Origin of the sequence: Anaerobutyricum hallii, assembly GCF_900209925.1 — a bacterium.
In the GTDB taxonomy this organism is placed as follows: domain Bacteria; phylum Bacillota; class Clostridia; order Lachnospirales; family Lachnospiraceae; genus Anaerobutyricum; species Anaerobutyricum soehngenii.
In genome coordinates this window covers 2,742,922-2,764,956 of the sequence record NZ_LT907978.1, presented here as the reverse complement: position 1 = coordinate 2,764,956, position 22,035 = coordinate 2,742,922, and the positions used below count along the sequence as shown (strand labels likewise).

Here is a 22,035-nt window from a genome sequence, read left to right as displayed (position 1 = left end):
TTTACAAATCTATGCGTTCAATTGTTTGCTCTTCTATATTATGTCGTTTTGTATATCCAGTAAGAATAAGCGTTAAAGCTCCGTCGCCCGTTACATTGCAGGCTGTTCCAAAACTATCCTGTAATGCAAAGATAGTAAGCATTAATGCAGTTCCGGAATCTCCGAATCCAAGAACTCCTGTAATAAGTCCTAAGGATGCCATAACTGTTCCGCCAGGTACGCCAGGTGCTCCAATAGCAAATACTCCAAGAAGTACGCAGAAAAGAATCATTGTTCCAGGTGTTGGTACTGTGTCATAAAGAATTTTAGAAACTGTCATGCAGAAGAATACTTCTGTAAGAACGGAACCGCACAGATGAATATTTGCAAACAGCGGGATACCGAACTGTACCATATCTTTTCTGAGTGGTTTACATTTCTCAGCACACTGCAGGGCAACAGCAAGAGTAGCAGCAGAAGACATAGTTCCTACTGCAGTCAGATAAGCAGGCCCATAATTTTTTATAATATCTAATGGATTCTCACCTGAATAAACTCCGGCAAGTACATAAAGCAAAGTCATCCAGATGAAATGACCAACTAAAACAATAACAATAACTTTAAGGAAAACAGGAAGCTGTTTTGTAATAGTTCCTTCATATGCAAGTGAGCAGAATGTCAGACCGATAAAAAATGGAAGAATCGGAATGATGATTTTCGAAACGATAGCAAGAACAACTTTCTGAAATTCATCTAAAAAAGCTGCAATCAAATCTGCTTTCGTCCATGCTGCAGCCAGTCCAAGTAAAATAGATAAAACAAGTGCACTCATAACCGGCATAATCTGTGGAATGGAAAGTTCAAATACAACATCGGGAAGCGTTTTCAGTTTATCTGCTGCCGAACTGATAGAAAGATGTGGAATCAGTGCATATCCGGAAACTGTAGAAAATAGTGCAGCACCTAATGAGGAAACGTAAGCAATAACAATAGCAACCCCAAGCATACGTGAAGCATGGCCGCCAAGCTTTGTGATAGAAGGTGCGATAAATCCGATGATAATTAAAGGAACACAGAAATTAATCAACTGTCCTAAAATATACTTTGCAGTTACAACCACATTTAAAATGGCCCTTGTCGCAGCATTGCCATCGGCATAATTAAGCACAAGCCCAATACAGATACCGAGAAAAACACCCATTAAGAGTTTGAAAGGCAAGCTGGTAAAAAAATTATTCTTTTTCATAAATAAAATCCTTTCGTTTGCCATAGGCGGAAACCCACTACCTTTAGGTGGTGGGAGGAGCCTTGTTAACTGTTACCCAATATGCTACAATAGCCGTAGCAGTTCTTAAAGAGAAAACCGTTAGATGTGCTGCTCATTAAAGACACTCTTTTGTACATTGACAAGATATGAGGTTGCAATACGAAATTCGTGTATTGCGTAAAATCTTAACCGTAAAAGATTTTTTTACTGTATAGCATGGGAAGTTTAGTACCTGATACAGTTACAGATGAGCATGTCTTGTCTGTAAAGGGTGCTGTCAGCCGCCCTATGATGTAACGCCACTTTAGATAGCAATATCTATCGGGGATTAAAGGTCGGAGGTGTAATCCGTTAGTACGACTGGGCAGTTACAAGCCCATGACCTTTAGGTCGTGGGTAGTTGACACAAAAAATCTCCTCTAGTTTTCTCTCCATTATACTATATTGCAAAAAATATAACAATGGAAGATTTAACTATTTGATTCATTAGAGGAAAACAGACGAAAATAAAAATAATAGACCATTGCAACTGTAAAGATATCACCGCGTAGAAAATGCCTGTTCGGCATTTTTATTTGCTCTCACATTACATTTGCAATGGTCTATTATTTTTATTTTCTGCTTGTTGGCTCCAGAAGGAATGAATGCAATAGTTTTGAGAAGAGAAGGAGGAGAGGTCAGGAGTCTACTACTTACTCTCTCCACTATGCTGAACCTTTTTTCAAGTTTCAATGATGATAAGATGATACTGCAAGCTATCACTATACATGATAAATTTATCATTATATTGTTGCGATATATCGTTTGTCTCGATGTATGTCATACGTTACATGATGCACATCTCGTAGCAAGAATACCGAGGTATTCTTGAATTAGAGTATACAATGAATCTAAAGGGGACTTCTCTAATTTTTTGGAAAATGACACTGCCCTCTCTCTTTACTGTTCGTTAAAGAAAGCATCTAAGCTTCTGACGATACATCTTCCGAGCAAGCAGTAGTCTTCTGATTTCTCCCCCATCTCTCTCCAAAGACTATTGCATTCATTCCTTCTGGAGCCAAAACACAGAAAAAAGAAACAATACCATATCCCAGATGCGACTACAGAGCAGATGGGATATGGTATTGTTTCTTTTTTCGTCTGTTCCCTAATGAATCAAATAGTAAAACTAAACATAGTGATATTTTTTTCTTTGCTTGATGAAGAAGGTGATAGTTACGCATAATGTCATTAATTCTGCAATTCCGACAGCGCTCCAGATTCCATTGATTCCCAATAATGTTGGAAGTAAAAGGATCATAATAATCTGGAAGACCAGGGTACGCAGGAAGGAAATTGCGGCGGATATAACACCGTTGTTCAGTGCGGTAAAGAAGGAGGAACCGAATATATTGAAGCCATTAATCAGGTAAGCAAGACAATAAATGCGGAAACCGTGTTCTGTCATGGCAAAAAGCTCGGCATCATATCCAACAAAAAGCTTAGAAAGAGGAGAAGCAAGCAGCTGTGACAAAAGGGCAAGCATGATTCCCCAGGTTCCGACAAGCGTAAGACTTTTCTTAAACAGATTCTTCAGTTCATCGTGGTTTCCTGAACCATAATGATAACTGATGATTGGTGCGCTTCCGATAGAATAACCAAAAAAGATAGCCAGGAAAACAAAGTTAATATACATCATTGTTCCATAGGCGGCAACGCCATTCTCACCGGCAAACTTCATAAGCTGTATATTGTAAAGAGAGTTTACAATAGAACTTGAAAGGTTTGTCATAAGTTCAGAAGAACCGTTAATACAAGTCTGAAAAAAAACTCGTCCATTCCAGTGTGTTTTACCAAGATGAAGCAAGCTGGAATTCTTTCTGGAAAAATAAATTACCGGAAAAAGCCCTCCAATCAATTCGCCACATACCGTTGCAATCGCAGCACCCGCAAGTCCAAATCCCCAACCCCCAACAAATAAAAAGTCAAGAACCATATTTGTCATGCCGGCGGCAATGATAACATAAAGACCAAGATGCGGTTTTTCGGCAGTGACAAAGAAACTCTGAAAAACATTCTGCAGCATAAATGCAGGCAGAGAGATAAAAGAAAGTCTTGCATATAAAACACAGTCAGATAAAAGCGCTCCTTTTGCGCCAAGTAAGGAACAAATAGAAGGAATCAGAATCGCACCAAGAACGGAAAGAAAGATTCCTCCAAGCATCGTTGCATAAACGAGCATGGAAAAATACGCATTAGCCTTATCTTCTTTTTTTTCTCCAAGCATTCTTGCAACAATGGCACTTCCTCCTGTACCGATCATAAAACCGAGAGCGGACAGTCCCATTAGGATAGGAAGAGTTAGATTAATTGCAGCAAGCGCAGTCTTACCGACAAAGTTTGATACAAAAAGCCCGTCTACCACACTGTAAATGGAAGTAAAAATCATCATAATAATAGAAGGCAGAACAAAACGCAGAAGCTTTCTGTAAGTAAAATGTTCTGATAATTGAATTTGCATAAAATAAATCCTTTCGTAAATAATGATGGCAAAAAATCCTGTCAAAAATTCTGAAAAAAACCTGAAAAATCTTGTACATAAAAATCCTGTACATTAAAGTTTGGAAAACTTATTCCGTAAAGCAGTGACATATTTTCCATGTAACTTCAGTAATAATTTACATTCTTCCTGACTTAATTCAAGAAAAGCTTCATTCTCCGCTTCAACAATAGGGAAAATAGTTTCATTTAATAAAATATGCCCACTTTCTGTCAAATGAATGTGTTTACTCCGTCCTTTTCCGCTAGAAAGAGTAAGATAACCTTCCTGTTCTAGTTTACGGATGGATGAATGTACCGTCTGTTTGGGAATAAAAGTAGCATCGCACACATCACGCTGCAGGCACCCATCGCCAACTTCACAGATTGTATATAAAATATCAAATGCGCTGTTAGAAAGCCCAAATCTGGCGGCAGTCTCCCGGTAAATATCATTCACTTCTTTATAAATTCGATTATATTCCCGTAAATTAGAGCTCATATATGGTGTAACAGAAGTAGAATTTTGCATAAAATACTCCTTTCATAAATACTTAGTCTGATTTCGTACTTATTATAGTCTGAAATCGTACTAAAGTCAAGCGGCGATTCCTTATATCACATGTGAGATGACTCCCACCTCTGTAGGTGGCGGGCAACAAATCAGTATCAGTGGGGAGACATTCTTGAACAGAACACAAAAAAATGGTGCCGTCAGTTATGGTCATTAGACCATTACTGTGACACCATTTGTGTTTAGATGCTATGATTCATATAGTATAGTATTGCTGTGATTATTCGGACTTCCATAATCCATGAAGGTTGCAGTATTCGTAAGCTGCTACGAATTCATCACCATCTGCTAAAGTAAAAGTAGCCTTCGGTGTATCTCCTGGTTGGAATCTATGAAGCTGTCCGCCGTTCTTTGTCTCAATGTATACGCCCATAATATAATGTTCAGGAAGCATTGGGTGTTCTACAGAAGAAACTGCAACACTAACCTTATTCCCATCCTGTGTTACTACAGGTACATGCTTTTCAACAGCGGCATCTGTTGTGTTCGCCTTCAGGTTCTTCAGATTCTCTACAGATGTGCCTGCACCAAATAATTCAAATAAAACTGTTCTGTCTTCGGAACGATAAAACTTAGCCATATCTTCTTCTCCTTTTCTGATTCATGTACTCTCGCAGTCTTGAAAAACTCTTCTTACAAAATCAAATACAAAAACTTCGCAAGTACATATCTCCTAAATTTCAAAATCTTGTAGTAACTCATGTAAATAAAAATAGTAATTATTACTGTAATTAAATTATAAATGATATATGAGAAATTGTCAATAGAAATATAGAAATATTAATGAATTATTTGCAAGAATATGATAGAATAACTTGGCATATTTAGAGATATGTATCGGGAAGAGCAATATATCTTCTATAAAAGATATATTCTATTAAAACATATCTTCTATATTCAAGTCGAGCAGCCGTGAAACTTCTGAAAGAGGTGGGAGTCTTCTCGACTGAGATAAAAAGTTAAAAGAGGAAAGAAACTATGAGGAATGAAGGGGTGATTTTGTGAAAAAAAGATGGATTTCTCTTTGTATGTGCATCCTTATGCTTGCGAGTCTTTTGACAGGATGTGGCATGAATACACGAAAAATCAAGTTTGGCGCGGCTGGTCTTGGAGGAACATATCGTGTGTTCGGTGATACGTTTGCGAATCTGGTGACGTCAAAGAATAAGAAGTATAGCATGGAAGTAAAGACGACAGCAGGTTCTGCGGCAAATCTTCGTCTGCTTTCCGATGGCTATATTCAGATGGCGATTGCACAGATGGATTTAACTAATGATGCATATGAGAGAACAGGTATTTTTGAAAACAAAAAGAAGCATGGCGGATACAGTGCCGTAGCAGCATTGTATACCGAGGCATGTCAGGTTGTTGTGCGTGCAGATTCAGGAATCAATACGATAGAGGATCTGCAGGATAAGAGAGTCAGCGTAGGAGAAGAAGAGTCTGGTACGGAACAGAATGCGAAGCAGATTCTTGCGGTCTATGGTTTGAATGACAGCCTTGTTGATGAGGTGAATCTGGATTATACGAATGCGGCGCAGGAATTAAAAGCAGGTACGATCGATGCCTTTTTCTGTACGGCAGGAGCACAGACAACCGCAATCGGAGAACTGGCGAAGAAGTGCGAGATTCGTCTTTTGAACATTGACGAAAAGAGCGCAGATAAATTAAAGAGAACCTATAAGTTTTATACAGACTGTACGATTCCAAAAGAAACCTATCAAGGGCAGACGGAGGACATACAGACAGTTGGTGTAAAGGCAGTGCTTCTTGCTAGTGATAAGCTTTCCGCAGATACAGTAAAGGATATCACGAAGATTTTATTTAAAAATAAAGAGGAATTGCAGTACTCTTTACCGGTAGATATTTCTATTGATGAGAAGACAGCAGTAGAGGGAGTTACCATTCCGTTTCATGAAGGTGCGGCAGCATACTATGAGGAATGTGGTATAAATATAGCAGATTAGGGGAATGGTTTATGAAGATTCAATTAGATATGTATCAGACAATTGCTGTAGCGGTCGTTGTTCTGATGTTAGGAAAGTTTTTAAAAGAAAGAGTAAGCCTTTTAGAGAGGTTTTGTATACCGGCACCGGTAATCGGTGGTGTGATCTTTGCCATCTTTACCTGCCTTTGTTATGTAACCGGAATCGCAGAGTTTTCTTTTGATGACATTTTAAAAGAAGTCTGTATGGTATTTTTCTTTACCTCGGTAGGATTTCAGGCGAATTTAAAAGTACTAAAAAGTGGTGGAAAGTCACTGATTGTTTTTCTGGGACTGGTAATCGCATTAATCTTGTGCCAGAATTTCATTGCGATCGGGCTTGCAAAGCTTTTGCACATAAGTCCGCTAGTAGGGCTTTGTACAGGCTCAATTCCGATGATTGGAGGGCATGGAACCGCAGGCGCATTTGGTCCGGTTCTTGAAGACTTTGGTGTAAAGGGAGCCAGTACATTATGTACTGCGGCAGCGACATTTGGTTTAATTGCCGGAAGTGTGATGGGCGGACCGGTCGGGAAACGCCTTATTGAAAAGAAGAATCTGTTAGATACAGTAGTTGCGGAAGATGACAGTCTGTTAATAGAGGACGAGAAGAAGCATGAGCGTCATGCCAGTATGTATCCTTCCGCTGTATTCCAGCTTATTATCGCCATCGGAATTGGAACGATTATTTCTAAGCTGTTATCACTTACAGGGATGACATTCCCAATCTATATTGGAGCGATGATCGCAGCAGCATGCATGAGAAATATCGGAGAGTATTCCGGCAAGTTTACTATTTATATGGGTGAGATTAATGATATCGGTGGAATCAGCCTGTCTCTTTTCCTTGGTATCGCAATGATAACACTGAAGTTATGGCAGCTTGCGGACCTGGCATTACCGTTAATTACCTTGCTTGCAGGACAGACAATCCTTATGTTTCTGTACACATATATCATTGTATTTAACGTTATGGGAAGAGACTATGATGCCGCAGTCCTGTCATCCGGAGTATGCGGATTTGGTATGGGAGCAACGCCAAATGCAATGGCCAATATGCAGGCAGTATGTGAAAAGTATGCTCCATCTGTAAAAGCATTTTTATTAGTACCACTGGTCGGAAGTTTATTTGCAGACTTCCTAAACAGTCTCGCAATTACATTTTTTATAAATATTTTATAACACATATCCAAGGAAAATCAGGGGCTTACAAAAAAGGGGGATTTTTATGTTTGGTAAAAAGAAAAAAGTAAAACACGAAGAACATCATGCAGACTACAAAGTATCCAGCGAGAATCTCGCCATGCCAGAACTCCATATCGGAGAAGGCAAGAGCGAGGAAGCGCCGGAAAAGAGAAAAGATGAGTTTATCACGTATGAGAACGTAGCGATTCCGGAAATACATATTAAAAAGAGTTCAAATTCTCCTCAAGACCGGTAAATTCGATATCGGGAAGTAATTCAAAGTAAAAGTCAGGATATTTTTTTGTAAGAGCAAGAATACATTCATCTTGCAGGAGTTTGAACTTAGACAGGGAGACAATATCTTTATCAAAAGTGATATAGACACTGATCCATAACTTTCTTCCGGTTCTTACAATATCATAATAAAGATTTTTATGGCCGTAGATACCGATAATCGGTTCTACGGTCGATTTAATGTCCTCGATCGTTTCCTCTTCCGGCGGAATCAGCATAAGATCACGAATTCCGGTAATCACCGTACGAATCGGTGTCGGAATCATAATAAGAGAAAGGACAACCGTAATAATCTGATCAAGATAAGGAACCAGATTTTTAAACCATGCAAACGGAATACATATCGGCAGTAAAAAGGCACATGCCATGCCTAAAGAAACCACACTGTCCATACGCCAGCCCTGCATTTCCATGTTGATAAGAGGAGAGTGCATGGATTTATTTTTTATGTAAAGATAAACAGTAACAATAATACCCAGAACACAGGCAAATAACTCAAAGTATGCAACCGTATTAAAAGAAATAATATGTCCGCCATGTATCATCAGATTGATATTATTAAAAATCAGACCAAATGTAACGGCAGTCATAGTAATACCTTTGATTACAATAAACAACGTTTCGATCTGTGTGTAGCCAAAAGGATGTTGTTCACTTGACGGTCGATAAAGAAAAGGAATCAGAAACAGCGATGGCAGAAGCATGACAAATTCAATCCCATCATAAACTGCATCAAGTAAAACAGCCTGCGAACCAGTCAATATTGCCATAACAAGCTCGATCACGACAAAAAGTAAGTTGCCGTAAAGAGAAACAGACATCGCAGATTTCTCTCTCTTTTGTGTTTTTCGTCCTACATGCATGGTAATTCTCCTCTCTCAATAAGTATTGTAGTTATTTTCCTAAAGAGTTATAATATGATATTAGAGTCCAAAAGTCAAATAATCTTAAATTATTCAAGAATGTCGGGGCATTCTTGAAAAAATGTACTCTCGGAGTCTTTCTTGCACTTGCTTTTGTGACTGACAAAAAATCTTCTCACAAAATCAAGCACAAAAAGATTCCGAAAGTACATAAAAAAGTACATAAAAGTGAAAAGGAGTGTAAAATATGTCAAAAACGACAATTAATGATATGACTGTCGGAAGTCCGGCGAAGCTGATTATTCAGTTTATGATTCCTATGTGTTTAGGAAATTTATTCCAGCAGTTTTACAATGTAGTGGATTCTATTGTTGCGGGACAGTTTTTAGGTGTACAGGCTCTTGCAGCAATCGGAAGTACAGGAGCATTGATGTTCTTTGTAATAGGCTGGCTTAACGGTCTTACCAGTGGATTTGCCATCATGGTAGCACAAAGCTTTGGCGCAAAAGAATATGACAGGATGCGGCATTATGTTGCGATGTCCATTTATTTATCCATCGCATTTGCCCTTGTAATGACCATCGGATTCTCCATAGCAAATGAAACGATCCTCCGCATGATGAACTATTCCGATGAAATCATGCCAGCGGTAAAAGGATATATGGGAATTATTTATATGGGATTACTTGTCACAGTAGCCTATGATGCATTATCCGCATTTTTACGTGCCTTAGGAGATTCCCGTTCCCCACTGTACTTCCTCATGATTTCCGCCGCAATCAATGTAGTATTAGACATCGTATTCATCGTAGTAATAGGAATGGGCGTAGAAGGATGCGCCTATGCCACCGTAATCGCACAGGCAGTCTCCGCCTTCCTCTGCTTTATTTACATCTGCAAAAAGTTTCCGATCCTTCGCCTGAAAAAAGAAGATTTCCGAATCTCACTTAAATCATTTGGAAAACTCTTAGGACTGGGCATACCAATGGCACTCCAGTTCTCCATCACCGCAATCGGAACGATCATCGTACAGGGAGCCATTAACATTTACGGCGAAAACTGCATGGCAGGATTCTCAGCAGCCGGGAAACTGCAGAATATATTTATGACAGTATTCGTCGCATTTGGAGCAACCATCGCCACATACGTAGGACAAAACCGCGGAGCCGGCAAAATGGAACGTGTAAAACAAGGTGTACGCTGTACACAGTACATGATCTGGGCGTGGAGCATCATCGATATGATCGCCATGTTTTTCTTCGGAAAATACATGACCTATCTCTTCATCAGCCCCTCAGAAACAGAAGTTATCAACGTAGCAGTCACATACTTCCATACCGTACTGTGGTTCTACCCATTCCTCGGAAGTATTTTTCTGTATAGAAATACATTACAGGGAATGGGATACGGCTTAATCCCGATGCTCGGAGGAATCTTCGAACTCGTAGCCAGAAGCGTGATAGTAACCCTCGTAGCCGGACGAACCAGCTTCGCCGGCGTCTGCATGGCCGACCCAGCAGCATGGATCGCAGCATTAGTACCACTATTACCATATTATTTCTACATAATGAAAAAATGGAAAACAACTAATTTGTAGATTTCGTGTAGACGAAAAAAGAAATACTACCCTATCCCATCTGCTCTGTAGTCGCTGTGTTTAAAATGCTCGTCCGCATCTTAAACACGCTCCGAAGCCGCATCTGGGATAGGGTAGTATTTCTTTTTTCTGACTATCTAAATCTACGGTTTAACAACATGGAATGTGCCAGAAGGCTATGGTCTTCCGGAAAATTAAATTCTAAAGGATTGACACTCAAATTGTTATCTTTCCAACATAAATCACTAAGTTGTTATTTGTTATCAAAACCAGACAGCCGCTAAAACAAAATTCTGTGCTGAATTGTAAGAAGATACCCCTCTTCTGGAGATTTTCATTCCAAATAAAAACCACAGCCTTCTGGACAATCCCCTTATTCTTCCTCAAGCGAAAATACTAATTTCCATCTGAGCCAAAGAGCAGAAAAGCAGAAATTTAAGATAGAAGAAAATGTGATGTCGGAGTAAGTAAAAATGCCGGTCAGGCATTTTTTACGCAACGACTATCTTCACGTTCTAATAGATATTAAATTTTTGGTTTTCGTCTGTTTAGCCTTACAAATTAGTATTGAATCTCCTGGAAAGCCATATCTTTCTGGGAAATTTCCATTCTCACCAATTGTAGATTTAGATAGTCAGAAAAAAGAAAAAATACCATATCCCAGATGCGGCTTCGGAGCGTGTTTAGAATGCGAGCGAGCATTTTAAACACAGCGACTACAGAGCAGATGGGATATGGTATTTTTTCTTTTTTCGTCTTTTTAATCTATCAAATCAAGTATTTTTGTGTTATTATTCTTCTGTGATTTTTTTTGGAAAGGATAAGCAGATGGATATTACGATAAATGAATTAGGGCAGTTAATGCCGGATAGTTATAGATTACTTGATATGCGAGGCGACGTGGAAGTTGGACACGGAATGATTCCGGGGGCGATCCACATGAGTAAGGATGCTATTTTGGAGAAATATCAGGGGGGACTTGTAAAGTCAGATGAGGAAGCGACGCAGGCAAGAGAAGATTTAGCGGATAAGAAGCTGATTATTTATTGTGCGAGAGGGCGTATCAGTCAGGAGCTTGCCGAGGAGCTTCGTGACAGAGGATATGATGCGTTTAGTTTAAAGGGTGGTTATACAGCATGGCTTTTAGAGCAGATGAAGAATCAGCAGGCGGATGAAGTGTGTGCCCAGGTGGAGAAGAGTATCCGTAAGAAGTTTCGTAAGAATATCTGGTGCAAGTTTACGAAGGCGATTAACCAGTATGAACTTGTAAAAGAGGGGGATTGTATTGCGGTTTGTATTTCCGGTGGAAAGGATTCGATGTTGATGGCAAAGCTTTTTCAGGAACTGAAGCTTCATAATAAGTTTCCGTTTGAAGTGAAGTTTGTAGTGATGGATCCTGGATATAGTCCGGAAAACAGGAAGGTGATCGAGGAGAATGCGAGAAAGTTAAAGGTTCCTGTTCATATTTTTGAGTCGGATATTTTTGAGTCGGTATATCATATTGAGAAGTCGCCATGTTATCTTTGTGCGAGAATGAGAAGAGGATATCTTTATAATTTTGCGAAAGAATTAGGATGTAATAAGATCGCGCTTGGTCATCATTATGATGATGTTATTGAGACGATTCTAATGGGAATGCTTTACGGAGCGCAGATTCAGACGATGATGCCGAAGCTGCATAGTACAAATTTTGAAGGAATGGAGCTGATCCGGCCTTTATATCTTATTCGTGAAGATGATATTAAGGCATGGAGGGATTATAATGATCTTCGATTTATCCAGTGTGCATGCAAGTTCACAGATACATGTACAACATGTAACAATGAAGAGAATCAGTCGAAGCGAATAGAGATTAAGCAGCTCATCGCTGAACTTAAAAAGAAGAATCCTTATGTGGAAGCGCACATTTTTAAGAGTGTGGAAAATGTTAATATTGAAACGGTGATTGCTTATAAAAAAGATGGAGTGAAGCATCATTTTTTAGATGATTATGATTTGAAATAATTCACGTGAAATGAAATAATTTATATGAAAAAAGCGTGGGAACCTATCGGATGTACGATAGATTTCCGCGCTTTTTATAAATCTTTTGAATAAGATGTATTCTTCGTCTTACTCTGCCTTGTCAGTGCTTTCTATTGGTTTGAAGTGTAAAATAGAAGCAGGCTTTTGTCCGAATACTTCGATGAGGGCACTTGCTTTTTCGTAAGCGGTATCGACTGCCTTCTTTACAGCGCCGTAATCTCCGCTGACACCGATAATGACCTCGTTTGTGCGTGATAAATTGATGGAAGGGGTACCGTACCATACAATATCAACCGGAGAGGACTTTACAGCGGTATCTGCAGCAACAATGGCAATTCCGGCAGGGCCGGCACAGATAAAGCCAAATGCCTTGCCAAGTGGTGCGTCAAAGATCTGGTGAAGGACGGGACCGGCATTCGCTGTGACGTGCATCTCCATATGACCAACTTCATTAATATAAATACGTTCAGCCTTTTCATCAATGAGTGTTAAGGCAACTTCAACGGCACGTCTGGCATCGCTTACATCATATGCACCAAGGACGATCAAGTTACCGTGACCGGAGTATCCTTCGGTATCTCTTGGCAGCTCGAAAATAAGCAGTTCCACATTACAGGCCTTGGCAGCTTCGTCTACCGAAAAAGCCTGTGCGGCAGCACCGGTTCTTGAAGTAAGAATGCCAAGAGAAGAATACTGCTCTGGAATCTTTAAAAGTGTGCGTACTTCCGGGTCGATATTCGGAATCACCATTCCGATCGTATGACCTGCCGCAGTTCCGATAAATTCATTTGTCGTAGTAGTAAATTCTGTATGACTCATAAAAAAGATGCCTTTCTCTATATTATGTATAATAACGATAAAATCCCACAATCTACACCTAGTGTATCGTAGATTGTGGGAAAGGTAAATGGAAACGCTTGTACTGAAAGGATATCTTTCTGATATTAAATCTTCTCGATTTCTTTCCGAAGCTTCAACATTTTTTTATCAATCTTTGCAATATCGATCGCACATTCTTTTAATTCTTTGCGGATGCGTCCCGCACCCTTTTTTTCGTTCTTATAGCAGAGCTGGTGTTCAAGAATCGCCCAGTAGTTCATGGCGGCAGAACGAACCTGAACTTCAATGCACTTAATGTTCGACGTTGTTTTTGTCGGTCTTAAAATAAGGTGAATACTACGGTAGCCGCTAGACTTTGGCTTTGTAATATAATTCTTCTCCTTCACAAGCTCATAGCCGGGAAGCTTTTTAATTGCTCCAGCTACCCGATAGACATCATCCTGAAAAGAACAGATGATGCGGACACCGGCAAGGTCACGAAGCGTATCTAATGCCTTAGTAAGAGAAACTTCCCGATTTTTACGATGGAGCTTTTCCACAATACTTTCCGGAGTTTTAATACGGCTGGTGGAATATTCAATAATATTTCTGTGATAAGTACCGTAAAGTGTTTGTTCCATATCTTTAATCTGCGGCATCAGCCCATCAATAAGTTTCTGACAATTTTCATCTATGTTATGCTGCTTCATAGATTCTTCCATCGCAGCGACTTCTTTTTCTAACTGTGTACCCGTATTCCCCAGTTGTTTTATAGATTTTACCTTCCTTCTTTTCAATGAATCTCCTTCCTTCTTTTCTTTTATATAAGATATATTGTACATAAAGTGTATGTGCAGAAGACTTGTCACTACACATACACTTTTAGTATACGCCATCTGACTTTATTTCTCTAGCAAACTTTAGAGAAATAAACGTAAAATAAATGTAAAAAAATATATAAAGATATATATAAATATAGATAAGAAGATTGGTTTGCTTATCAATGAAAACAAAAGGCAAAAAAGTATTATTTTGTTAAAATGGCAAGTATCTTATTGGAACGTGCTACGAACGCAGTCATTTCTTCCGGCTTTAATGGATGGTTTGCCAGGCGGGCAAGGTCATAAAGCTGCTGGCAGATCGTTGTAGTATTTTCGCTTTCATCATTATTTAAAACATACTGTACAAGGTCATTGTTCATGTTAAGAACAAGAGTCTCGCCTTCGGCACCAAGTCCGGTAGAACTATTGCTCATTCCGTACATTTCCATCATTTCAGACATACGTCTTGTCTGCTCGGAAACAGTGATCATGGAAGGTGTGTCCGCATTTTTCAGTTTTTCAACTTTTACAATCAGGTTTTCAACACCGGTTGCCTTTTTAAACTTCTCAGAAAGCTTTTCAGTAAGTTCTTTTTCTTCATTCTCATCGATGGCTTCCTTGAAGTTATCCGTAAGTTCAGAGTCGATACGGAGGAATTTCACTTCAGGATTTCTCTGCTCTAAATGAGTGATAAATGTTGTATCAATCTGGTGAGTCAGATAAATAGCATCCATTTCCTGCTCTTTAAACATATTAATGTACTGAGACTGTGCAACCTCATCTGTGATATAGAAGACGTTATTCTCGTATTTTTCTTTACCAGCTTCAAGATAGTCTGGAAGAGTAACATATTTGCCTTCCATGTTCTTAAAGATGATGTAATCCTTCATCTTATCATTGAACTTCTCATCACGGATGCAACCAAACTTAATGAATGGGCTGATATCATCCCAGTATTTCTCATAATTCTCACGGTCTGTCTTACACATACCGGAAAGCTTTTCTGCCACTTTCTTTGTAATATAATTAGAAATCTTCTTAACAAATCCGTCATTCTGTAATGCACTTCTTGATACATTCAGTGGAAGGTCAGGACAGTCAATACATCCTTTTAATAATAAGAGGTACTCAGGAATTACTTCCTTAATGTTATCTGCGATAAATACCTGATTGTTATATAACTTGATTTTTCCCTCGATCGTATCATACTTTGTATTGATCTTAGGGAAATAAAGAATACCTTTTAAGTTAAATGGATAGTCCATATTCAGATGAATCCAGAATAAAGGCTCCTTATAATCGTGGAAAACATCACGATAAAATTCTTTATATTCTTCATCGGTACAGTCATTAGGATGTTTAGTCCATAATGGATGAATCTGGTTGATTGGCTTAGGAGTATCCTCTTCCTCGTCTTCCTCAAGAGTTACTTCGGAATCACCGTCTTCTTCGGGGTCAGCATCTTTAGAATCCGCATCTTTTGCTTCTACATCGATAACCTTTTCTTCAGCGGACTTCTTCGCAGCTTCCTCTGCCTTCTTCTCTTCTTCTTCCTCATTAACAAAGTAAATCTCAACTGGCATGAAAGAGCAGTACTTATCAAGAACTTCACGGCAACGGAACTCGTTACAGAATTCATAACTGTCATCATTCAGATACAGTGTGATTACGGTACCACGTTCTGTCTTGTCGCCCTCTTCCATATCAAACTCTGTGCCGCCGTCACATTCCCAGTGAACCGGTGCAGCACCTTCTTTATAAGAAAGAGTATCGATAGTAACCTTATCAGCAACCATAAATGCAGAGTAGAAACCAAGACCGAAGTGACCGATAATCTGCTCATCGCTCGCCTTATCTTTATACTGTTCCATAAAAGCAGCAGCACCGGAAAAAGCAATCTGGTTAATGTATTCATCGACTTCCTCTTCTGTCATACCGATACCATTATCGATAAAAGTAAGCGTCTTATCGGTAGGATTAATACGAACCTCTACCTTATACTTCTCATCATCCGCCTCTTCAAACTCACCCATAACAGCAAGCTTCTTAAGCTTCGTAACCGCATCACATCCGTTACTCACTAATTCACGGATAAAAATATCGTGGTCAGAATAGAGCCACTTCTTTATAATAGGAAAAATATTTTCACTGTTAATTGATAAACTTCCCTGTTTAGCCATAATAAACATCTCCTTAAAAATTAATTATATAAAATTAAAACATCGTCTTTGTATTTTTATCAATACCATTCTTATACTAATACCACGAAACAGGAATGTCAAGGAAAAATTAGCACTCAACTAAAAAGAGTGCTAACAACTCTGCGGTTTTATATCATTACGCTCCTGTTTGTAACATATCTGCCATAGCTTTACATACTTTTCCTCCATGGTTTTAGATGTACTATTGGAAATTTATATTGCAGCGTGTTATAATTTATCCACTAGTAACAATACTTAAGATAATACTTAAAATAATATTTAAATAGAAAGCGAGAAGAGGAATGAATCAGAGTTTAATGACAGAATTTAAGGAAGACTTAAAAGATTTTAGAGAGATGACAGAGAAGTTTTATGCGAAGGAAGTCAGCGTAAAGGATTATAAAGGCTTTTCCGGTGGATTTGGCAGTTACGCACAAAGGGGCGCAGAGGCGAGTATGCTTCGTCTTCGTATGCCGGGCGGAAGAATTACAAAGGAGAAGTTAAAGTTTTTAGTTGATGCGATTGCTGCTTATGATGTTAGAAGAGTGCATCTTACGACCTGTCAGACTGTGCAGTTCCATGATCTTGGCATGAAGGCAGTCTGTGACATTATGGAACAGGCGATGGAAGTCGGCATCGTTACCCGTGGTGGTGGCGGAGATTTCCCAAGAAATGTAACGGTATCCCCGCTATCCGGTGTAGAACAGGGCGAGTATTTTGATGTGCTTCCTTATGCGGAAAGAGCCGGAGACTATCTGATGGGAATCATTAAAACAGTCAAGCTTCCGAGAAAGTTAAAGGTAGGATTTTCAAATTCTCCGGCAAATGTAACCCATGCGACATTCCGTGATCTTGGCTTTGTGGCAAAGGAAAACGGTCGCTTTGATGTATATAGTGCCGGTGGGCTTGGAAATAACTACAAGATGGGGGTAAAAGTAGCAGAAGATGTGAAACCGGAAGAAGTTCTTTATTATGTAGAGGCGATGGTCCGTACGTTTACAACTTACGGTAATTATGAAAGCCGTGCAAAGTCAAGAACAAGATATATGCAGGAAACATTAGGCATAGAAGGCTATAAAAAAGCCTATCAGGAAAAGCTTATGGAAGTAAAAGCAGAGGTAAAAGACGCTCTTCTTATAAAAGAAACGCAGGTACTGTCAAAGCAAGGAGACGATGCCAAAGAAGCAGGCAATGACAATAAAAATGTAATAGCCTATCCGCAGACAGAAAGCGCATCAGAGCGTGTGATCGCACAGAAACAAGCAGGACGTTATGCAGTTGCCTATCATCCAATCGGTGGAATGGTTCCGGCACAGAAGTTTTGGGAAATCTATGCCGTAATTAAAGATGTAGCGAATGCAGAAGTTCGTGTCGCACCCGATGAGACCTTATATATTATTAATCTAGAGGAAGAGCAGGCAGAAAGAATACATAAGATAACAGCAGATGGTGCGAAGAATCTGTTTGAAACTTCGGTATCCTGTATCGGAAGTACCGTCTGCCAGATCGGCTTAAGAGATTCCCAGGGCTTACTTGTAAGCATAGTAGAAGCGGTAGAGCCATATCACTTTGCAGATGGCGTACTGCCAAGAATCCATATATCCGGCTGCCCATCTTCTTGTGGAACGCACCAGATCGGAAAACTGGGCTTTCGTGGCGCATCAAAAAGTGTGAATGGAAAAGCAGAGCCAGCATTCGCATTTTATGTGAACGGACAGGATGCACAGGGAGAAGAAAGATTTGGAGACGAGTGGGGTATTATGCTTGCTACAGATATTCCAAAGTTCTTTATTGAACTGGGCAAAGTTATTTCCGAGAAAAAGCTTAGCTATGAACAATGGTACGAGAACAATCAGGATGTATTAAAAGAAATTGCCGCAACATATTTGCAGTAATTTATAGTAAAAAATCAACAATACTATAAATTACATATATGTAAATCAATGATAAAATTCTCATTAATGATCAAAATAATAGAGAAAATACTTTAGAATTATTAGTATATTGTTGCTAAATAATATAAAATATAAACAATCAATAAAAATTTAATAATATAGTTGAAATAATTGGCTTTTTGTGATAAAACAGTGAAAAGCTAAGGAAGAACTACGAGATGTAGTGATTCTTTCATTTACCACGGATGCTATCATTCGCAGGATAAACTTTTGACATAAAGCGGGGCAGTTCACAATAGAATATAGGGATGGATGTAACAGTAAGAGGAAGAATGTGGGGTTCGGATTCTTACGGAGAACGCATGAAAGATATCCAGAATATGTTTTTTTGGGGACTGCATGCTTTAAGATGTTTTAATTCAGATTAGAGTGTCACGGTAATCGAGGACAGTAATCCAGGACATAGAACAATCTAAAAGAAAGCGGGGAAAACATTATGAAGAAAGTAAAGGACAGCCGGAAACGATGGAAGCAGCTCGTTACGATGCTATTAGTTGCAGCATTATTGGTGACAGGCACACCGGACATTGTAGGACTTGCTTCGGAAGGAACACAGGAGCAGGTTACGACTGCAGCGGATCAGTCAGAAGGTACGCAGGCAGAAGGACAGGCAGAAGCTGCGCAGGAAGAAGCGATATCGGAAGAACCTGTTGAGCAACAGGATACATCCGCCCAGCAAGACACCGCAGCGAAGCAGGAGAATACAGAGAAGAATATAGAGAATAGAAGTACCGCAGGTACGACCGAGCGTTCTGAGAACTCACAGAACAGTCACGAAAAGGACAAGGCCGCATCTGGGGTTAAAAGTGGTGGTTCTTCTACTTCAAAAGTTAGAGAAACAGAGAAGAATACTAAAGATAAAGATACGAAGACAGAATACACATACAGAGGAAGCGCCATTCAGGCAAAGGTTACCTTAAAGGATGCCAAGGATCTTTCCGATGAGGCAGACTTACGTGTAAAGCAGACAACTGTAGCGAACAAGATAAAGACACAGATCATTAATAAGGCAGTCGGCGAGGAGAACACACAGCTTGTAGACTCCGTAAGAGCTTATGATCTTTCCTTTATCCTTAACGGAAAGAGTGTGGATCCTTCTGGAAGTATGCAGGTAACACTTGCAAACCTTGGAACAAAGAGCGGACAGAACACACTTATTTATCAGGTAACCGATGACGGACAGGTGAAGAATACCGATGCAGTACGGACTGGAAGCGATGCGATGCAGTTTGCAGCGAAGAGTCTTTGTACCTATGTTGTACTTACTTACACGACTGTATCCGATGTGAATGGTAATGACATTACAACATTATACCCGGCGATGGTTACTGCAGCACAGACACAGCTTGAGAGCAAAGAAGATGGCAATGTTCCAGTAGAATCCTGGACACGCACCAATACCCCACTTGTACTGAAAGATACGACAGGGAAGAAGGCACTTGCATGGACATGGAGTGACATCGCAGGCATCGACCTTTCTCTTGAGAATGACAGCCAGATCTGGAACGGATCCCGTTCCTACGGCAAGCACACATCCACATCTTTAAAGAACGGCAGAGTAACGGCAAAGAGTGGAAAGTTATATGATTCCGCTCTGTGGAAGAACGAAGGAAAAGCAGGAAAAGATACAACGATTACCCGCATTCGTGGAGAATTTACGATAACAGATAAGAACAAGAACAACTATGCCTATACATTAAAGCCAGTCACAGACAGTGAGAATATCTATGCGAAGGACAACATGTTTGTCTTTGTCTATCCAAAGGATGTAGAACTGACAGACGATAACTACATGGATTATCTTGCATTCTGGACAGGATCTTTGGCAGATGCCGGAGAGAAGGAACGCACCTTCCACGGAAGAACCGCATCGAACTATACCCAGAGAACACCGGTTGAGAACGTATCCGTTCTTACAGACGGATGGCACATGACAGCAGCCAGCAACAATGCAGGAAGCATTATCGCAAGCACAGACGCAAGTGACTACTACGTAGACGTGATCAGCACAACAGACAGCAGCAACGGCGGCATGTACCGATTCAAATTGGTGAAGGAAAAGAAAGAGAAGACACAGTTTACATTCAGAAACTTAGACACCAATGCCAAGACAGGTAAAGGTGGCGCAGTATTTGAATTATACAAAGACGGCGTACATTACAGCGCACAGTCTGAGGATAAAGAAGGACGCGTTACATTTAACATCGTAAAGCCAGAAGGCTCCGATACAGATGTTTATACATTAAAAGAAACTAAAGCCCCAGAAGGCTATGACAATGGTATGCTTCCTTTTAGGTAGACAGTTGAAAAAAATAAAACTGTTTATCTGAAAGGGGGCATTTTTTATGGATAAGATTTCTCCAGAAGAAAAAATACAATGGATGGAAAAAATTCTTCAGAAAAAAGAATCCATCAGTTCTGTTGCATCAAAAATAGGAGTTTATTATACGACCGTTGATAAATGGCTTAGAAATTATCAATCAATTGGACCGGAAGCTTTTTTTCGAAAAGGTCATACCTATCGAACTCCTGCTCAAAAAGAAGCAGCTGTTTTCGATTATCTTTCTGGAAAAGGTTCTCTCCGGGATATCTGTGCCAAACACAAAATTTCAGATGCACAGATACTCAGAAGATGGATTATGAAGTATAATAGTCATGATAAGGAAACAGGAGGTAGACCAATCATGACTAAAGGCAGAAAAACTACATTTGAAGAACGTGTCGAGATCGTTCAATATTGCATAAAACATTCTCATAACTATTCGGAAACAGCAAAAAAATTTCACATTTCTTATCATCAGGCCAGAAGTTATACTATAAGATATGAAGAAAACGGGGTGGATGGGCTGCAAGATAAGCGGGGAAAGAGAAAATCCCCAGAGGAAATGACGGAAGTAGAAAAACTGCGTGCAGAAGTAAGACTTCTGCGTGCGGAAAAAAGACGGGCAGAAATAGAGATATCTTTCTTAAAAAAATTAGAAGAGATAGAGAGGAGGGGAGGCTGAGCCTGATACGCCAGGAACATATCTATCGGGCAATCAAGGAAGAACACGAAAAATATAACTATCCAATCCTGTTATTATGTGAAATAGGTGGAATCGCCAGATCATCCTACTACAAATGGCTCCATCACGTAGAGACACCGAACGAGAGATTTAACGAGGAATTGGCAGAGAAACTGGAACAATTACATGAAAAACATCCAGATATGGGATATAGAAGGTTAAATGACAAGCTGCGCCACGATGAAGACATTCGGGTAAATGATAAGAGAATCCTCCGTATTTGCAGAAAAAAACAGATCCGGTCCAACTTAAAGAGCCGGTATAATGGCTGTACCAGAGCATCAAACAACCCAGCATTTATTGCAGAAAACATTCTTAATAGAGAATTTAAGGCAGAACACCTTAATGAGAAATGGGTTACTGATGTAACGGAATTCAAATATGGAAACACCTTAGACAGTGTTCATAAAATATATTTAAGCGCTATATTAGACTTATGTGATAGACGGCCCGTTGCATATGTTATTGGGGATAGTAATAATAATGCGCTGGTATTTGAAACTTTTGATAAAGCAGTAAAGGCAAATCCAGAAGCCCATCCTATTTTTCACAGTGACAGAGGATATCAGTATACCTCCCGAAGATTCCATCAGAAATTGGAAGAAGCAGGAATGATACAGAGTATGTCGAGGGTAGCACACTGTACAGATAATGGAGTAATGGAAGGCTTTTGGGGAATCTTGAAACGGGAAATGTATTATGGAAAGAAATTTGAGAGCAGAGAAGAATTAGTGAAGGCAATCACAGAATATATAGATTACTATACAAACGACCGACCACAGAGAGGACTTGGAGTATTAACACCAATGGAATTTCATGAAAAGCAACGATTGGCGGCATAAAAATGTTGCCCGATATCCAACCGGGCAACACAAAAATTTTATATTTT

Annotated in this window: 17 protein-coding genes; 9 read left to right on the top strand and 8 right to left on the bottom strand. The window is 39.6% G+C overall.

Annotation, left to right across the window (positions count from 1 at the left end):
* Window position 1 precedes the first annotated feature (1 nt).
* From EHLA_RS12515 to EHLA_RS12500, 4 genes are all read right to left on the bottom strand, one after another.
* Window positions 2-1,225 (bottom strand): dicarboxylate/amino acid:cation symporter, encoded by a 1,224-nt coding sequence (locus tag EHLA_RS12515; RefSeq protein WP_096241681.1) that lies wholly within the window; start codon window positions 1,223-1,225, stop codon window positions 2-4.
* A 1,189-nt stretch (window positions 1,226-2,414) separates the two neighbouring features.
* Window positions 2,415-3,746 (bottom strand): MATE family efflux transporter, encoded by a 1,332-nt coding sequence (locus tag EHLA_RS12510; protein ID WP_096241025.1) that lies wholly within the window; start codon window positions 3,744-3,746, stop codon window positions 2,415-2,417.
* 93 nt (window positions 3,747-3,839) lie between these two features.
* Entirely contained in the window at window positions 3,840-4,295 is a 456-nt protein-coding gene (locus EHLA_RS12505; protein ID WP_096241024.1) for a MarR family winged helix-turn-helix transcriptional regulator, read from the bottom strand.
* 262 nt (window positions 4,296-4,557) lie between these two features.
* Window positions 4,558-4,917 (bottom strand): desulfoferrodoxin family protein, encoded by a 360-nt coding sequence (locus EHLA_RS12500; protein ID WP_021906808.1) that lies wholly within the window; start codon window positions 4,915-4,917, stop codon window positions 4,558-4,560.
* A 448-nt stretch (window positions 4,918-5,365) separates the two neighbouring features.
* On the opposite strand from EHLA_RS12500, the gene EHLA_RS12495 reads away from it, so the two are divergent.
* From EHLA_RS12495 to EHLA_RS12485, 3 genes are read left to right on the top strand one after another with little or no spacing between them, the layout of a single operon-like run.
* Window positions 5,366-6,304 (top strand): TAXI family TRAP transporter solute-binding subunit, encoded by a 939-nt coding sequence (locus tag EHLA_RS12495; RefSeq protein ID WP_096241679.1) that lies wholly within the window; start codon window positions 5,366-5,368, stop codon window positions 6,302-6,304.
* 11 nt (window positions 6,305-6,315) lie between these two features.
* A complete protein-coding gene (gltS, locus tag EHLA_RS12490) occupies window positions 6,316-7,503 on the top strand; it encodes a sodium/glutamate symporter (RefSeq protein ID WP_096241023.1) in 1,188 nt (395 codons plus the stop codon).
* 46 nt (window positions 7,504-7,549) lie between these two features.
* Window positions 7,550-7,762: a hypothetical protein gene (locus tag EHLA_RS12485; protein ID WP_242970728.1), complete on the top strand. Its 213-nt coding sequence runs from the start codon at window positions 7,550-7,552 to the stop codon at window positions 7,760-7,762.
* On the opposite strand, the gene EHLA_RS12480 is transcribed toward EHLA_RS12485, so the two are convergent.
* Window positions 7,728-8,663 (bottom strand): cation diffusion facilitator family transporter, encoded by a 936-nt coding sequence (locus EHLA_RS12480; RefSeq protein ID WP_096241021.1) that lies wholly within the window; start codon window positions 8,661-8,663, stop codon window positions 7,728-7,730. The genes EHLA_RS12485 and EHLA_RS12480 overlap by 35 nt on opposite strands.
* Window positions 8,664-8,910: 247 nt before the next feature.
* Here EHLA_RS12480 and EHLA_RS12475 point away from each other — a divergent pair, with 247 nt between their 5' ends.
* The gene (locus EHLA_RS12475; RefSeq protein ID WP_096241020.1) at window positions 8,911-10,260 is read left to right on the top strand and encodes an MATE family efflux transporter; all 1,350 of its coding nucleotides are present in this window, start codon (window positions 8,911-8,913) and stop codon (window positions 10,258-10,260) included.
* Between the two features lie 828 nt (window positions 10,261-11,088).
* Window positions 11,089-12,264, top strand: coding sequence for an ATP-binding protein (locus tag EHLA_RS12470; protein WP_096241677.1), 1,176 nt, complete (start codon window positions 11,089-11,091; stop codon window positions 12,262-12,264).
* Between the two features lie 108 nt (window positions 12,265-12,372).
* Here EHLA_RS12470 and pduB read toward each other — a convergent pair whose 3' ends face one another.
* The 3 genes from pduB to htpG all read right to left on the bottom strand — a co-directional run bounded on the left by pduB (window position 12,373) and on the right by htpG (window position 16,105).
* Window positions 12,373-13,104, bottom strand: a complete 732-nt coding sequence (pduB, locus tag EHLA_RS12465; protein ID WP_147607995.1) for a propanediol utilization microcompartment protein PduB — start codon at window positions 13,102-13,104, stop codon at window positions 12,373-12,375.
* A gap of 125 nt (window positions 13,105-13,229) precedes the next feature.
* The gene (locus EHLA_RS12460) at window positions 13,230-13,901 is read right to left on the bottom strand and encodes a GTP pyrophosphokinase (protein ID WP_157908597.1); all 672 of its coding nucleotides are present in this window, start codon (window positions 13,899-13,901) and stop codon (window positions 13,230-13,232) included.
* Window positions 13,902-14,131: 230 nt separating this feature from the next.
* On the bottom strand, window positions 14,132-16,105 hold the full coding sequence (htpG, locus tag EHLA_RS12455; protein WP_096241018.1) for a molecular chaperone HtpG: 1,974 nt from the start codon (window positions 16,103-16,105) through the stop codon (window positions 14,132-14,134).
* A gap of 323 nt (window positions 16,106-16,428) precedes the next feature.
* On the opposite strand from htpG, the gene EHLA_RS12450 reads away from it, so the two are divergent.
* The 4 genes from EHLA_RS12450 to EHLA_RS12435 all read left to right on the top strand — a co-directional run bounded on the left by EHLA_RS12450 (window position 16,429) and on the right by EHLA_RS12435 (window position 21,988).
* Window positions 16,429-18,021, top strand: coding sequence for a nitrite/sulfite reductase (locus EHLA_RS12450; protein WP_096241017.1), 1,593 nt, complete (start codon window positions 16,429-16,431; stop codon window positions 18,019-18,021).
* 496 nt (window positions 18,022-18,517) lie between these two features.
* The gene (locus tag EHLA_RS12445; RefSeq protein WP_096241016.1) at window positions 18,518-20,380 is read left to right on the top strand and encodes a prealbumin-like fold domain-containing protein; all 1,863 of its coding nucleotides are present in this window, start codon (window positions 18,518-18,520) and stop codon (window positions 20,378-20,380) included.
* Between the two features lie 46 nt (window positions 20,381-20,426).
* Window positions 20,427-21,086 (top strand): helix-turn-helix domain-containing protein, encoded by a 660-nt coding sequence (locus EHLA_RS12440; protein ID WP_096238895.1) that lies wholly within the window; start codon window positions 20,427-20,429, stop codon window positions 21,084-21,086.
* Entirely contained in the window at window positions 21,041-21,988 is a 948-nt protein-coding gene (locus EHLA_RS12435) for an IS3 family transposase (protein ID WP_330400036.1), read from the top strand. Before EHLA_RS12440 ends, EHLA_RS12435 begins: the two co-directional genes overlap by 46 nt.
* Window positions 21,989-22,035: the final 47 nt, after the last annotated feature.

What these genes read in the sequence shown, in the direction of transcription:
- EHLA_RS12505 (WP_096241024.1), bottom strand. Translation starts at nt 4,295, where the DNA reads ATGCAAAATTCTACTTCTGTTACACCATATATGAGCTCTAATTTACGG.
- EHLA_RS12440 (WP_096238895.1), top strand. Translation starts at nt 20,427, where the DNA reads ATGGATAAGATTTCTCCAGAAGAAAAAATACAATGGATGGAAAAAATT.
- EHLA_RS12485 (WP_242970728.1), top strand. Translation starts at nt 7,550, where the DNA reads ATGTTTGGTAAAAAGAAAAAAGTAAAACACGAAGAACATCATGCAGAC.
- EHLA_RS12515 (WP_096241681.1), bottom strand. Translation starts at nt 1,225, where the DNA reads ATGAAAAAGAATAATTTTTTTACCAGCTTGCCTTTCAAACTCTTAATG.
- EHLA_RS12495 (WP_096241679.1), top strand. Translation starts at nt 5,366, where the DNA reads ATGTGCATCCTTATGCTTGCGAGTCTTTTGACAGGATGTGGCATGAAT.
- EHLA_RS12500 (WP_021906808.1), bottom strand. Translation starts at nt 4,917, where the DNA reads ATGGCTAAGTTTTATCGTTCCGAAGACAGAACAGTTTTATTTGAATTA.
- pduB (WP_147607995.1), bottom strand. Translation starts at nt 13,104, where the DNA reads ATGAGTCATACAGAATTTACTACTACGACAAATGAATTTATCGGAACT.
- EHLA_RS12510 (WP_096241025.1), bottom strand. Translation starts at nt 3,746, where the DNA reads ATGCAAATTCAATTATCAGAACATTTTACTTACAGAAAGCTTCTGCGT.
- EHLA_RS12450 (WP_096241017.1), top strand. Translation starts at nt 16,429, where the DNA reads ATGAATCAGAGTTTAATGACAGAATTTAAGGAAGACTTAAAAGATTTT.
- htpG (WP_096241018.1), bottom strand. Translation starts at nt 16,105, where the DNA reads ATGGCTAAACAGGGAAGTTTATCAATTAACAGTGAAAATATTTTTCCT.
- EHLA_RS12480 (WP_096241021.1), bottom strand. Translation starts at nt 8,663, where the DNA reads ATGCATGTAGGACGAAAAACACAAAAGAGAGAGAAATCTGCGATGTCT.
- gltS (WP_096241023.1), top strand. Translation starts at nt 6,316, where the DNA reads ATGAAGATTCAATTAGATATGTATCAGACAATTGCTGTAGCGGTCGTT.
- EHLA_RS12475 (WP_096241020.1), top strand. Translation starts at nt 8,911, where the DNA reads ATGTCAAAAACGACAATTAATGATATGACTGTCGGAAGTCCGGCGAAG.
- EHLA_RS12445 (WP_096241016.1), top strand. Translation starts at nt 18,518, where the DNA reads ATGAAGAAAGTAAAGGACAGCCGGAAACGATGGAAGCAGCTCGTTACG.
- EHLA_RS12470 (WP_096241677.1), top strand. Translation starts at nt 11,089, where the DNA reads ATGGATATTACGATAAATGAATTAGGGCAGTTAATGCCGGATAGTTAT.